Here is a 13,960-nt window from a genome sequence, read left to right as displayed (position 1 = left end):
CCCACATCCGCTGCCTGACGGCAGATCAGCAACCGTTCCCGAGGGGGTCACCTCGTGTCGTACCGCAACGCCTTCTCCCGTGTCCTGAGCGACGTCATCGCGCCCCGTGCCGAGCGGACCGGCAGGGAGGGGAGCTTCCCGCGCCGCGCGGTGAGCGCCCTGGGCGAGGCGGGGCTGCTCGGGCTGACCGTCTCCACCGACCTGGGCGGCGGTGGCCGGGGTCCGGCCGAGGCCGCCGAGGTCGTCGCGCGGATCGCCGGTACCTGCCCGGTGACCGCGGCCGTGCTGCAGTCCCACTACGCGGCGGTCGCCGTGATCGAGGCGTGCGGGAGCCGCTGGGTGCGCGGCGAGACGGCCGCCGGACGCCACCTCAGCAGCCTCGCCCTGGCGGACGGTACGGACGGCGCGTACGGTGCCGCGGGCGCGACCGCCACCCGCTCGGGAGAGGTGGTCGCCCTGCGCGCCCGCAAGCGCGAGGTGGTCGCGGCGGGGGAGGCCGACAGCTACGTCTGGTCGTCGCTGCCGCTGGCCGCCGGGGACGGGCTGACCCTGTGGCTGGTGCCCGCGCACGCGCCCGACCTGTTCGTCCCGGCCCGGCCGGACGGAGGCGGACCGCACGGCAGTGCCACCTCCACGGTCCTGGCCGACCCGGTCCTCGTCCCCGCCGACGCGATGCTCGGGGAGGACGGCGCGGGGCACGAGGTCGTGCTGCGCACCGTGCTGCCGTGGCTGCGCGAACTGCGCGACGCCCTGGGCTCCTCGGCCGTCCACCCGTCGGTCGAGGCCGCGGACACGGCCGCGGCGGCGGCGGCGGGCGGGGCGGCTCAGCTCAGCGCCGTCGCCCCCGCCGCGACCGCCTTGCGGTAGTCGCCGGTGCGTTCGGTGTGCTTGCGCATGATCTCGCCGGCGCGGTCGCCGTCGCCCTTGGCGATGGCCTTGATGAGCTGGGCGTGCTCGTTCCAGGCGTCCTTGCCCCGGGGCTTGGCGATGGGGGTGTAGTACCACCGCACCTTCCGGCTCACCTGCGAGATCAGCTCGGCCAGCACGGCGTTCGCGGCGATGGACGTGATGAAGGAGTGCAGCGCGGTGTTGGCCGTGACCAGGCGCTCCACGTCGCCTCCGGCGAGCGCCTCGACGCCCTCCTGCTGCAGCTCCCAGAGGCGTTCGACGTCCTCGGGCTTGGCGTTCTCGGCGGCGAGCCGGGCCGAGTACGTCTCCAGCACCGAGCGGACGCCGAGCAGCTGGGCGGCCTCCTCCTCGGTGGGGGAGTGGACGAAGGCGCCCTGGGCGGGGCGCAGGTCGACCCAGCCGTCGGTCTGCAGCCGCTGCAGGGCCTCGCGCACCGGCTGGCGGGAGACCCCGAGGTGCTCGGCGAGTTCGGCCTCGACCAGGTGCTGGCCCGGTGTGAGGGAGCCGTTGATGATCAGTTCGATCAGGGCGTCGTACACGGCCTGGCGCAGTGGTGCGGGGCGGGCGACCCGGCGGGTCGCCGCGGCCGTCAGGGCCTCACGCATGGTTCCCCCGTTCTGCCACCGAGCCTGTGGGCCGACGGCTCTGCACTGGTGGCCGCCGTGAGGGTCGCCGGCGGCGGGAACGGTCAGTATACAGGTTTTGGTATGCAACATGCCTTTCGGTCGCGACAAGACGCGCCCGGGTGCCGGGACTTGGGAAAAGTCCTGGCTGCAGGATTCTGTATGCAGAAGTTTGTATGCGGTATCGTCACCGTGTACTGCCGGCACCGTCGGGAAGGCGAGCGGCTCTGTGACGATCCCGCGCCCGAACTCCCTGACCTGGCGAAGGCGGAGTGGTCAATGACGATCGGCGGGAGTGGCATGACGGTCGAAGACGTGGTCCGGACGGTTGTGGCTGATCATCGGGATCAGCGCGGCGCGCTGCTACCGGTACTGCACGCCCTGCAGGCCGAGTTGGGCTGCGTGCCGAAAGAGGCGATACCGGTGCTCGCCGACGAGTTCAACCTCTCCAGGGCGGACGTCCACGGAGTGGTGACTTTCTACCACGACTTCCGCCGTGAGCCGGCGGGACGGACCACCGTGCGCATCTGCCGCGCCGAGGCCTGCCAGGCCCTCGGGTCCGACGCGCTGGTGGGCTACGCGCGGGAAGCGGGACTGGCCCTGGGGGAGACGACACCGGACGGTTCGGTCACCGTCGAGCAGGTCTTCTGCCTCGGCAACTGCGCCCTGGGGCCGGCGGTCGAGGTGAACGGCCGGTTGTACGGACGAGTGGGCACGGCCCGGTTGGGCTCCATCCTCAAGGGGACGGTCGCATGACGAAGAACTCCTCCGACTCCACGGTGACGGTCTACGTCCCGCGTGACTCGGCGGCCAGATCGGTCGGCGCGGACGAGGTGGCGGACGCGCTGCGGCGCGTCGCGGCGGAGCGGGAGGCGCCCGTCGACGTGGTGCGCAACGGCTCCCGCGGCATGCTGTGGCTGGAGCCGCTGGTCGAGGTGGTCACCCCGGCCGGCCGTGTCGGCTACGGGCCGGTGGCCCCCTCGGACGTCGAGGGACTGCTGGCGGCGGGCATGCTCGAAGGCGCCGACCACCCGCTGCGCCTCGGCGTCGTCGACGAACTGCCCTGGCTGGCCCGCCAGACGCGGGTCACCTTCTCCCGGGTCGGGGTGACCGACCCCCTCTCGCCGGAGGACTACCTGCGCCACGGCGGCCTGGCCGGACTGCGCACCGCCCTCGGCATGGCCCCCGCCGACGTCGTCACCGAGGTCACCGACTCCGGCCTGCGCGGCCGCGGCGGCGCCGGCTTCCCGGCCGGCATCAAGTGGAAGACCGTCATGGACTGCGCCGACGAACTCAAGTTCGTCTGCTGCAACGCCGACGAGGGCGACAGCGGCACCTTCGCCGACCGCATGGTCATGGAGGGCGACCCCTTCATGCTCATCGAGGGCATGACGATCGCCGCGCACGCCGTCGGCGCCCGCGAGGGCTACTTCTACATCCGCTCCGAGTACCCCGACGCGGTGGCCACGATGCGCGCGGCGATCGGCATCGCCCGCGAGCAGGGGTGGCTCGGCGAGGGCATCCTCGGGTCCCCGCTCGACTTCGACCTGCACGTACGCGTCGGCGCCGGCGCGTACATCTGCGGCGAGGAGACCTCCATGCTGGAGAGCCTGGAGGGCAAGCGCGGGACCGTCCGGGCCAAGCCGCCGATCCCCGCCATCGAGGGGCTGTTCGGCAAGCCGACGGTCGTGAACAACGTCCTCACCCTCGCCACGGTGCCGGTCATCCTCGCCGAGGGGGCCAAGGCGTACCGGGAACTCGGCGTGGAGCGTTCGCGCGGCACCCAGGTGTTCCAGCTCGGCGGCAACATCGCCCGCGGCGGGATCGTGGAGACGGCCTTCGGCGTCACGCTGCGCGAGCTGGTAGAGGAGTACGGCGGCGGCACCTTCTCCGGGCGGCCGGTCCGCACGGTGCAGGTCGGCGGGCCGCTCGGCGCCTACCTGCCGCCGTCGATGTTCGACCTGCCGATGGACTACGAGGCGTTCGCCGAGGCGGGCGCCATGCTGGGCCACGGCGGTGTCGTCGTCTTCGACGAGAGCGTCGACATGGCCGCCCAGGCCCGGTTCGCGATGGAGTTCTGCGCCGAGGAGTCCTGCGGCAAGTGCACGCCCTGCCGGGTGGGATCGGTCCGCGGCGTCGAGGTGATCGACAAGATCGTGGCCGGTCAGCAGCGGGACGAGAACCTGGCCCTGCTCGAGGACCTGTGCGAGCTGATGACCGACGGCTCCCTGTGCGCGATGGGCGGGCTCACGCCGATGCCCGTGCGCAGCGCCATCGCGCACTTCCCCGACGACTTCCTCGCCCGCGACCCCGGCCGGGCGATCCCACGCACGCACGCCCATGGAGGAAGGACGGAGGGCACGGCATGACACTCCTGAAGGAACCCGACTTCGGCACCCCGGAGCGCCCCGGCGCGGCGACGGTCGCGGTGGAAGTGGACGGGATGCCGGTGACCGTGCCGGAGGGCACGTCGGTGATGCGCGCCGCCGCGCTCGCCGGAATCGACATCCCCAAGCTCTGCGCCACCGACAGCCTGGAGCCCTTCGGCTCCTGCCGGCTGTGCGTGGTGGAGATCGACGGCCGGCGGGGCACCCCGGCGTCCTGCACCACGCCGGTGGCGGACGGGATGAGCGTGCGGACCCAGACCCCCAAGGTGGAGAAGCTCCGCCAGGGCGTCATGGAGCTGTACATCTCCGACCACCCGCTGGACTGCCTGACCTGCCCGGCCAACGGCGACTGCGAGCTGCAGGACATGGCCGGCGTGGTCGGGCTGCGGCAGGTCCGCTACGGCTACGAGGGCGCGAACCACCTCGACGCCGAGAAGGACACCTCCAACCCCTACTTCGACTTCGACGCGTCCAAGTGCATCGCCTGCTCCCGCTGCGTCCGCGCCTGCGGCGAGGTACAGGGCACCTTCGCGCTGACCATCGAGGGGCGCGGCTTCGACTCCAAGGTCTCCGCCGGCGCCGGCGAGAGCTTCATGGACTCCGAGTGCGTCTCCTGCGGGGCCTGCGTGCAGGCCTGCCCGACCTCCACGCTCCAGGAGAAGTCGGTGGTCGAGCTCGGGATGCCCACCCGCTCGGTGGTCACCACCTGCGCGTACTGCGGCGTCGGCTGCTCCTTCAAGGCCGAGCTGCGCGGCGACGAGCTGGTGCGGATGGTGCCGTACAAGGACGGCGGCGCCAACGAGGGCCACTCCTGCGTGAAGGGCCGCTTCGCCTTCGGCTACGCCAGCCACCCCGACCGGGTGCTGAAGCCCATGGTCCGCGAGAAGATCACCGACCCGTGGCGCGAGGTCGAGTGGGACGAGGCGATCGGCACGGTCGCCCGCCGGATGCGCGAGCTCCAGCAGAGTTACGGGTCGGGCGCGATCGGCGCCATTACCTCCTCGCGGTGCACGAACGAAGAGGTGTACGTCGTCCAGAAGATGGTGCGCGCCGCCTTCGGCAACAACAACGTCGACACCTGCGCCCGGGTCTGCCACTCCCCGACGGGGTACGGGCTCAAGCAGACCTTCGGCGAGTCGGCCGGCACCCAGGACTTCCGGTCCGTGGCCGAGGCCGACGTCATCATGGTGATCGGCGCCAACCCCACGGACGGGCACCCGGTGTTCGCCTCGCGGATGAAGCGCCGGCTGCGCGAGGGCGCCAAGCTCATCGTCGTCGACCCGCGCCGCATCGACCTGGTGCGCTCCCCGCACGTCCAGGCCGAGCACCATCTCCAGCTGCGGCCCAGCACCAACGTGGCCGTCGTGAACGCCATGGCGCACGTGGTGGTCACCGAGGGGCTGGTCGACCGGGCCTTCGTGGACGCGCGGTGCGAGGACTTCGACGAGTGGGCGGAGTTCATCGCCCGCCCGGAGAACAGCCCGGAGGCCACGGAGGAGCTCACCGGCGTGCCGGCCGGGGAACTGCGCGCGGCGGCACGGCTGTACGCGCAGGCCCCGAACGGCGCCATCTACTACGGTCTCGGCGTCACCGAGCACAGTCAGGGCTCCACCATGGTGATGGGCATGGCCAACCTGGCCATGGCCTGCGGCAACCTCGGCCGCGACGGCGTCGGGGTGAACCCGCTGCGCGGCCAGAACAACGTCCAGGGCTCCTGCGACATGGGTTCGTTCCCGCACGAGCTGCCCGGCTACCGGCACGTCTCCGACGACGCCGTGCGCACCGTGTTCGAGAACCTCTGGGGCGGCACGATCCTCGCCGAGCCCGGGCTGCGCATCCCGAACATGTTCGACGCGGCCATCGACGGGACGTTCCGCGGCCTGTTCGTGCACGGCGAGGACATCGCCCAGTCCGACCCCAACCTCAAGCACGTCACCGCCGCGCTGGAGGCCATGGAACTGGTCGTCGTCCAGGACCTGTTCCTCAACGAGACGGCGAAGTTCGCGCACGTCTTCCTGCCCGGCGCGTCCTTCCTGGAGAAGGACGGCACCTTCACCAACGCCGAGCGCCGCATCAACCGGGTGCGCGCGGTGATGAAGCCGAAGACGGGCAAGCACGAGTGGCAGATCGTCTCCGAGATCGCCACCGCCATGGGCCACCCCATGGCGTACGACCACCCCGGTCAGATCATGGACGAGATCGCCCAGGTCACGCCGACCTTCACCGGTGTCTCCTTCCAGCTGCTGGACAAGCTGGGCAGCGTCCAGTGGCCGTGCAACGAGAAGGCCCCCGAGGGCACGCCCATCATGCACGTGGACGAGTTCGTGCGGGGCAAGGGCAAGTTCGTGGTCACCACCTTCGTGCCGACCGCCGAGCGCAGCACCCGGCGCTTCCCGCTGATCCTGACCACGGGACGGATCCTCAGCCAGTACAACGTGGGCGCGCAGACCCGCCGTACCGGCAACGTCGCCTGGCACCCGGAGGACGTGCTGGAACTGCACCCCCACGACGCCGAGGTCCGCGGCATCGTGGACGGCGACACGGTGACCCTGGCGAGCCGGGTGGGGGAGACGACGCTGAAGGCCGAGATCTCCGACCGCATGCCGCCCGGCGTCGTGTACACCACCTTCCACCACCCGGTGACCGGGGCGAACGTGGTGACCACGGAGAACTCCGACTGGGCGACCAACTGCCCGGAGTACAAGGTGACCGCCGTGCAGGTGGGGCTCGCCCGCCCGCGGCGGGCCGACGGCGCGGAACACGACCGGGACAGGGACCAGCTGCTGACGGTGGTGGACTGAGGTGGCCGGCGCAGTGCCGGCCGAGCGCCGGATGGCCAACGACATCGCGGCCAACCTCGTCCATCTGCCGGGCGACCGGGCGGCCGAGGCCGTCGCGGGGCACATCGGCAGGTTCTGGGACCCGCGCATGCGCACCCGTCTCCTCGACTTCGTCGACGCCGGGGCGGACGGGCTGGACCCCTTGGTGGTCGAGGCGGTGAAGCTGCTGCGCTGACGACGCGCAATCCCGGCCGGTCCCGGCCGGCCGGGATCCCGGACACCGGGGAGCGCGGGGACCTGTCCCCGCGCCCCCCGGGCGGGGGCGTGCCGAGCCTCCGGCACATGAACGGGTGGGCGTTTCACGCTGCCGCGTGAACGCGTCGTGACCGACGGTGCCCGCCCGCCGTCCCGTCCCCGCCGCCGCTTGCGCCCCGTCGTCCGGGGCGCGGCCTGTGCTAAGGTGTCCTGGTTGCAGTTGTGGTACCCATGAAACCTATGTGCGCCTGACGGAATTCATCTCCCGCAGGCGCATTATTTGTTCTCCGGCATTCCCCGGATGGGCCCTCTGCCTACTGAAGGAGAATGTCATGGCACAGGGAACCGTGAAGTGGTTCAACGCCGAAAAGGGTTTCGGCTTCATCGAGCAGGACGGCGGCGGCCCCGACGTCTTCGCCCACTACTCGAACATCGCCACCCAGGGCTTCCGTGAGCTCCTGGAGGGCCAGCGGGTCACCTTCGACGTCACGCAGGGCCAGAAGGGCCCGCAGGCGGAGAACATCGTCCCCGCCTGATCGCCGGACGCGTACCTGCTCACCGGGGTCCGCACCGTCATGGTGCGGACCCCGGTTTGCGCTGCTCCAGGAAGGCAAATATCCGCATGTCCCGCAGGCCCCAGAAATCGAATCGGCGCGCGCCGTCGTCCGCACCGTCCGCATCGTCGCCGAGAGAATTCCGGCTGCCGGAAAGCACGACACCCGCACTTCCCGCCGTCGAGGATTTCGCCGCTCTCGACATGCCCGCGGGGCTGCTGAAGACCCTCACCGCGCAGGGGGTGACCACCCCCTTCCCCATCCAGGCCGCGACGCTGCCCAACTCGCTGGCCGGGCGTGACCTGCTGGGACGGGGCCGCACCGGCTCGGGCAAGACCCTCGCCTTCGGACTGGCGCTGCTGGCCCGTACGGCCGGACTGCGCGCGGAGCCCAAGGCACCCCTCGCCCTCGTGCTGGTGCCCACCCGTGAACTCGCCCAGCAGGTGACGGACGCGCTGACCCCGTACGCGACGGCGGTGAACCTCCGCATGGCCACCGTGGTCGGCGGGCTGTCCATGACCAAGCAGGCCGCCACGCTCCGGCGCGGCGTCGAGGTGCTCGTGGCCACCCCCGGCAGGCTGAACGACCTGGTGGAGCACGGCGACTGCGTGCTCGGCAGCGTGGGCATCACGGTGCTGGACGAGGCCGACCAGATGACGGACATGGGCTTCCTGCCGCAGATCACCAGGCTGATCGAGCGCGTGCGGCCCGACGGGCAGCGGATGCTCTTCTCGGCCACCCTGGACGGCAACATCGACCGCTTGGTGCAGCGGTTCCTGACCGACCCCGTGGTGCACTCCGTGGACCCGTCCGCGGGGGCGGTGACCACCATGGAGCACCACGTGCTCCACGTCCTGGACGAGACCGACAAGAAGGCCGTCACCACGCGCATCGCGGCACGCGACGGCCGGGTCATCCTCTTCCTCGACACCAAGCGGTCCGCCGACCGGCTCGCCAAGCGGCTGCTGGCCGTCGGTGTCCGCGCGGCGGCGCTGCACGGGGGCCGCTCCCAGCCGCAGCGCAACCGCACCCTGGAGCAGTTCAAGAACGGCCAGGTCACCGCGCTGGTCGCCACGAACGTCGCGGCCCGCGGCATACACATCGACGACCTCGACCTCGTCGTGAACGTCGATCCCCCCATGGACCACAAGGACTACGTCCACCGGGGCGGCCGCACGGCCCGCGCAGGCGGCTCCGGCAGCGTGGTCACGCTGGTCCTGCCCGACCAGAAGCGGGACGTGACCCGGCTCATGTCGGACGCGGGCATCCGCCCCCGGACGGCCCGCATCACCTCGAGCGACGCGCAACTGGCGACCATCACCGGCGCCCGTGAGCCGTCCGGCGTGGCCGTCACCATCGAGGTGCCCCAGCCGCCGGCCGCGCCGAAGGCGTCCCGCCAGAAGAACGGCACCGAGAACGGCGGGCGGCCCGCTCGCCGGCGCCGCAGCGGCGGCGGCGGAGCCGGGGCGGCGGCAGGTGCCGCCACCGGGACCGGTGCTCGCGGTGGCGCCCGCCGGGCGGACGCGCGCGGGACGACGGGTGCCGCAGGCAGTTCGGGCGGCCGGGGAGCCGACCGCCGGGGAGCGGCGGGCGCGGCTTCCGGTGCCGGTTCCGGCACGGGGACCCGCGGCTCCGGGCGGCGGCCGGTGGCCGGCACCGAGGGCAGGGGCGGCCGGAGCGGCCGCCGCAACCCCGCGGGCTGACCGGACGGGGGACGTACACGGGGCCCGGCACCGGACCGGCACCTGCTGCGGCACGGCGGTGCCGGGGCGCGTGCGGGGCCCGGTGCCGTTCGGCCTAATCTGGACGGCATGTCAGCGATCCGTCTCCTCGTCCTGGGCGCGGTCCGCCAGCACGGGCGGGCCCACGGCTACCAGGTGCGCAACGACCTGGAGTACTGGGGCGCGCACGAGTGGTCCAACGCCAAGCCCGGCTCGATCTACCACGCCCTGAAGCAGATGGCGAAGCAGGGACTGCTGCACGCCCACGAGGTCGCCCCGTCGACGGCGGGCGGCCCGCCCCGCACCGAGTACGAGATCACGGACACCGGGACCGAGGAGTTCCTGCGCCTCCTGCACGAGGCGCTGGTCGCCTACGACCAGAAGATGGACCTCCAGTCCGCGGCCATCGGCTTCATCGTCGACCTGCGCCGGGACGAGGCACTGGACCTGCTGAGGGAGCGGATCCGCAGGATCGGGGAGTGGCGGGCCGCCGTCACCGAGCACTACGTCCCCGAGGACGGCCCCGGCCGGCTCGGCCACATCGGCGAGATCATGAACCTCTGGGTGCACACGGCCGACTCCGACGCCGCGTGGACCCGTGGGCTCGTCGAGCGGATCGAGGGCGGCGCCTACACCTTCGCCGGGGAGGGCGAGCCCTTCGTGGGCGTGCTCGCGCAGGGCGAGGAGAACCCGTACGCGACGGGCGAACCGCATCCCGGGGACGAGCACTAGTCACATTTGACGAATGGATTCCGCGCCCGCTACTTTGCGCCGGTAGTCAAGTTTGACTAGTTGATCAGTGGGGGGAGCGGCCCATGACCGACGCAGCCATCACCGTCGAGGGGGCGTACAAGAAGTACCGCGACAAACCGGCGCTGGACGGGCTCGACCTGCTGGTCGCGCGCGGCACCGTGCACGGGGTGCTCGGCCCCAACGGCGCGGGCAAGACGACCCTGGTCCGGATCCTGTCCACCCTGCTCCGGCCGGACCGCGGCCGCGTCGAGGTGGCCGGGCACGACGTGGTGACCGAGGCCCGGGAGGTGCGGTTCCGCATCGGCCTGCTCGGGCAGCACGCGGCCCTGGACGAGCAACTCGGCGGCCGCCAGAACCTGGAGATGTTCGCGCGCCTGCACCATCTCGGCGCCCGCCGGGCGCGCGAGCGCGCCGGCGAACTGCTCGGGCGCTTCGGCCTCGCGGACACCGGACGCAAGGCGGTCCGGCAGTACAGCGGCGGCATGCGGCGCCGCCTCGACCTCGCCGCGTCCCTCGTGACCGATCCCGAGGTGCTGTTCCTCGACGAGCCGACGACCGGACTCGACCCCGGGGCCGCGCCGAGGTGTGGGCCTCGGTCCGTTCCCTGGCCGACGGCGGTACGACGGTCCTGCTCACCACCCAGTACCTGGAGGAGGCCGACCAGCTCGCCGACCGCATCTCGGTCGTCGACCACGGCCGGGTGATCGCCGACGGCACCGCGGACGAACTCAAGGCCCGTACCGGCGGCGACCGCATCGACGTGGTCCTGCGCGACGCCGGCCGACTGGACGCGGCCAGGGCACTGCTGCCCGCGACCGGGGGCGAGGTGTCGGTGGACGTCGACCGGCGGCTGCTCAGCGCCCCGGTCACCGACCGCATGGCGGCGCTCGCCGGGGTCGTCCGCGCCCTGGAGTCGGCCGGCATCGAGGCGGAGGACATCGCCCTGCGCCGTCCGACGCTCGACGAGGTGTTCCTGCACCTCACCGGAGGGAACCACCCCACGAAGGAGACCGCGTGAGCGCCACGTACACCACTCGGGGCCCGGTCCGGCCCGCGCGGGGATCCCACGTCCTCGCCGACTGCTGGACCATGACCCGCCGCGAACTCGCCCACTGGGCCCGGCAGCCGGTCCAGGTGCTGGTCGGCCTCGTCTTCCCGGTGATGCTGCTGCTGATGTTCGGCTACCTCGTCGGCGGCGGCCGCGGCATCACGGGCGACTACCTCGGCTACCTCGTCCCCGGCATGCTCGCGCTCACCATGGCCTTCGGTCTGGAGGGCACGATGCTCGCGGTCACCCAGGACCTCAACAAGGGCGTGATCGACCGTTTCCGGTCGATGCCGATGGCCAACGGAGCGGTCCTGGTGGGCCGTTCCGCCGCCGACATGCTCCAGTCGGCGGCCGGCCTGGCCGTCCTGACCGGGGTCGGCCACGCGCTCGGCTGGCGCACGCACGGCGGGGCCGCCGCCTTCCTCGGCGCGGTCGGCCTCCTGCTGCTCTTCCGCTTCGCGATGCTGTGGATCGGCATCCACCTGGCGCTGGTCGCGGGGAAGCCGGAGCTGGTGCAGACGGTGCAGATCCTGGTCTGGCCGGTGGGCTTCCTGTCCAACGCCTTCGCCACGCCCGACTCCATGCCCGGCTGGCTGGGCACGGCGGTCCAGTGGAACCCGATGTCCCGGACGGCGACGGCGGTACGCGACCTGTTCGGCGCTCCCGGAGGTGAATCCGGCCACGTCTGGGCCGCGGTGGCCTGGCCGCTGGCCCTGCTGGCGGTGTTCCTGCCGCTGGCGCTACGGAGGTTCGGGCGCCTGAGCGCGTAACCGGAGGGCACCACCCTCCTTACCGACCCTTTACCCGGGCCCGTCCCGGTCCGCGGCGCGGAGGCATCGGATGCCCCAGGCAACCGTTTGACGGGCAGTGGCAGTTACCCCTCCGACCTGGGGCAACGCGCCCTGGAGCTGCCTGAGTTGCCCGCCGGGACGGGCGCGGAGCGGGCTTGACCGGTTGGTAATGCGCTGGTCAATCTTCCCGTCGTCCCCTGGACACCCCGTTTCGCAGGTCCATACCGTATGCAATCTCCAGTATGGAGAATCGCGCTGACCAGCTGAATGTCTGCCTCAACACTCCCTGAGCACGGCGGAATCGCCATGCCCGGGGCCGTACCACCGTGTCACCCGCCTGCGCGCTGTCACGTCCGGGTTGCCGCCCTGGACCTCAGTCGCCCGGACGACGTACCACCGGGCCCGGCCATGCCGGGCCGAGCCGCAGGGATGGTCCGCTCCACCCCTCCGCATGAAGAGAAAGGCCCAGGGGGCGCACGCCAGGTTCTTTTCACGCAAGGGAAGGCACCGATGTCAGCAACACCGCACGTGACTCCCGGCCAGTACCGGGAGGTCACCGACGCGAACGGCCGCGTCTACCGGGTCGGGGAGACCGACCGCTCCCTGCTCGGGAGGCCCCGGGCCTGGATGGTCTGGCTCCCCTGGATCTCGATGATGGGTGTCAGCGTCTACGAGTACGGCTACAGCTCCGCGGAGGCGGTGCTCGAGCACGCCCACGGGTGGACCCTCACCGAGACGTTCTGGATCGCCAGCATCTGGGCGGTCTTCCAGGCGGGCGTCGCGTTCCCCGCGGGACGTCTGCGGGAGACCGGGGTCCTGCCGGCCAGGACGGCCATGCTCGCCGGAGCGGTCTTCTCCGGTCTGGGCTTCCTGGCGCTGTCGCACCTCGGCAACCCCTACCTGGTGATGGCCGGTTACTCGGTGCTGGGCGGTACGGGCGCCGGCCTGGTGTACGCGACCTGCATCAACATGGTCGGCAAGTGGTATCCCGACAACAAGGGCGCCCGCACCGGGTTCGTGAACGGCGGCTTCGCCTACGGAACCCTCCCGCTCATCTTCGTCTTCAACTACTGGTTCCACCCTTCCAACTACCGGATGGTCCTCGACCTGATCGCGCTGGGCATGGTGCTGGTCGTCGCCTTCTGCGGGATGTCCTTCCGCGACCCGCCCAAGAGCTGGTGGCCGCACGACGTGGACCCGCTGAACCGCGGCGTGACCGAGGACGCGAGGCGGGTCGCCAAGCGCCTGGCCAAAAACCCTCCCGCCAAGGGCCAGTTCACCCCGATGGAGGCGATCAGGACCGGGCAGCTGCCGCTGATGTGGTTCGCCCTGGTCTGCATCGGCGGCGTGTCGCTCTTCGGCATCAACTTCCAGGTCCCGTTCGCCAAGAGCCTGGGCTTCGGCCCGCTGGTCGCGGCCTCCTCGGCGGGTGTGCTCGCCGTGGTCAACGGCGTCGGCCGGGCGATCGTGGGCTGGTTGTCGGACTACCTGGGCCGGCGTCAGACGCTGGGGCTGGTCCTGGTGGTGGCGGGCGTGGCGCAGTTCGGCGTGCTGTGGTCGGGCCAGGCGCACAACGAACCCCTGTTCCTGTTCTTCGCGTTCCTCAACGGTTTCGGCGGCGGGGCGTTCTACCCGCTGTTCGCCGCGCTCACGCCGGACTACTTCGGGGAGAACAACAACGCGCAGAACTACGGGCTGGTCTACAGCGCCAAGCTGGTCGGCGGTGTCGGCGGCGGTGGTGTGGCCGCCGGGGTGGTCGCGGCCTGGGGCTACACGGGTGCCTACTGCCTGGCCGGGGGCATCGCCTTCCTCTCCGCGCTGATCTCGGTGTTCCTGCGGCAGCCCGGTGCCCCCCGCCGGAGCGGCGACGGGAGCCCCGTGGCCCCGGTGGGCGGCCTCACCGCCGCCCCTGCCGAGGCGACCACCTGACGGTTGCGGTACCGGGGCTCCGCGAGGAGCCCCCCATCGAACGTGCGCGGGCGTAGGAGCCCGGCCCGGGACGGCGGCAGTTCCGCACCGGGTGCCCGCGTCACGGAGGCGGGGCCGGCCGGTGGGGTGCGCTCCCTGCTCCGCCCGGCCCCGCCCGTCCCTCCCGTACTCCCCGTACTCCTGTTCCCCCCTCGACGACGGTCCGGGTGC

The 13,960-nt window shown here is 71.9% G+C and carries 11 protein-coding genes and 1 pseudogene; 11 read left to right on the top strand and 1 reads right to left on the bottom strand.

All coding sequences use genetic code 11. From position 1 onward, the window contains the following. The first annotated feature begins 54 nt into the window (after nt 1–54). Entirely contained in the window at nt 55–867 is an 813-nt protein-coding gene (locus ACFYYN_RS25105) for an acyl-CoA dehydrogenase family protein (RefSeq protein WP_500547585.1), read from the top strand. On the opposite strand, the gene ACFYYN_RS25100 is transcribed toward ACFYYN_RS25105, so the two are convergent. Next, complete coding sequence (locus ACFYYN_RS25100) at nt 825–1,514, bottom strand: GntR family transcriptional regulator (RefSeq protein ID WP_500547584.1); 690 nt, start codon at nt 1,512–1,514, stop codon at nt 825–827. The genes ACFYYN_RS25105 and ACFYYN_RS25100 overlap by 43 nt on opposite strands. A gap of 180 nt (nt 1,515–1,694) precedes the next feature. Here ACFYYN_RS25100 and ACFYYN_RS25095 point away from each other — a divergent pair, with 180 nt between their 5' ends. The 10 genes and pseudogenes from ACFYYN_RS25095 (at nt 1,695) to ACFYYN_RS25050 (ending at nt 13,750) form a co-directional block, all read left to right on the top strand. Beyond that, complete coding sequence (locus ACFYYN_RS25095; protein ID WP_500547583.1) at nt 1,695–2,288, top strand: NAD(P)H-dependent oxidoreductase subunit E; 594 nt, start codon at nt 1,695–1,697, stop codon at nt 2,286–2,288. Continuing rightward, nucleotides 2,285–3,901, top strand: coding sequence for a formate dehydrogenase beta subunit (locus ACFYYN_RS25090; RefSeq protein WP_500547582.1), 1,617 nt, complete (start codon nt 2,285–2,287; stop codon nt 3,899–3,901). Before ACFYYN_RS25095 ends, ACFYYN_RS25090 begins: the two co-directional genes overlap by 4 nt. Beyond that, nucleotides 3,898–6,720: a formate dehydrogenase subunit alpha gene (gene fdhF, locus ACFYYN_RS25085; RefSeq protein WP_500547581.1), complete on the top strand. Its 2,823-nt coding sequence runs from the start codon at nt 3,898–3,900 to the stop codon at nt 6,718–6,720. The genes ACFYYN_RS25090 and fdhF overlap by 4 nt, the downstream gene beginning before the upstream one ends. Before the next feature lie 31 nt (nt 6,721–6,751). Beyond that, nucleotides 6,752–6,934: a formate dehydrogenase subunit delta gene (locus ACFYYN_RS25080; RefSeq protein WP_500329841.1), complete on the top strand. Its 183-nt coding sequence runs from the start codon at nt 6,752–6,754 to the stop codon at nt 6,932–6,934. A 352-nt stretch (nt 6,935–7,286) separates the two neighbouring features. After that, the gene (locus ACFYYN_RS25075) at nt 7,287–7,490 is read left to right on the top strand and encodes a cold-shock protein (protein ID WP_319137404.1); all 204 of its coding nucleotides are present in this window, start codon (nt 7,287–7,289) and stop codon (nt 7,488–7,490) included. Between the two features lie 86 nt (nt 7,491–7,576). After that, the gene (locus ACFYYN_RS25070; protein ID WP_500547580.1) at nt 7,577–9,211 is read left to right on the top strand and encodes a DEAD/DEAH box helicase; all 1,635 of its coding nucleotides are present in this window, start codon (nt 7,577–7,579) and stop codon (nt 9,209–9,211) included. A gap of 108 nt (nt 9,212–9,319) precedes the next feature. Next, nucleotides 9,320–9,961, top strand: a complete 642-nt coding sequence (locus ACFYYN_RS25065; protein WP_500547579.1) for a PadR family transcriptional regulator — start codon at nt 9,320–9,322, stop codon at nt 9,959–9,961. 83 nt (nt 9,962–10,044) lie between these two features. Continuing rightward, nucleotides 10,045–11,000: pseudogene (locus ACFYYN_RS25060) on the top strand (ATP-binding cassette domain-containing protein). A gap of 71 nt (nt 11,001–11,071) precedes the next feature. Next, nucleotides 11,072–11,800, top strand: coding sequence for an ABC transporter permease (locus ACFYYN_RS25055; RefSeq protein WP_500547651.1), 729 nt, complete (start codon nt 11,072–11,074; stop codon nt 11,798–11,800). A gap of 531 nt (nt 11,801–12,331) precedes the next feature. Then, nucleotides 12,332–13,750: an OFA family MFS transporter gene (locus ACFYYN_RS25050; protein ID WP_500547578.1), complete on the top strand. Its 1,419-nt coding sequence runs from the start codon at nt 12,332–12,334 to the stop codon at nt 13,748–13,750. The last annotated feature ends 210 nt before the right edge of the window (nt 13,751–13,960 follow it).

Origin of the sequence: Streptomyces sp. NPDC001902 (genome assembly GCF_042891295.1) — a bacterium.
Classification (GTDB): Bacteria; Actinomycetota; Actinomycetes; order Streptomycetales; family Streptomycetaceae; genus Actinacidiphila.
Note: the sequence above shows the minus strand (reverse complement) of the source record. Positions and strands in the feature narration are given on the sequence as shown.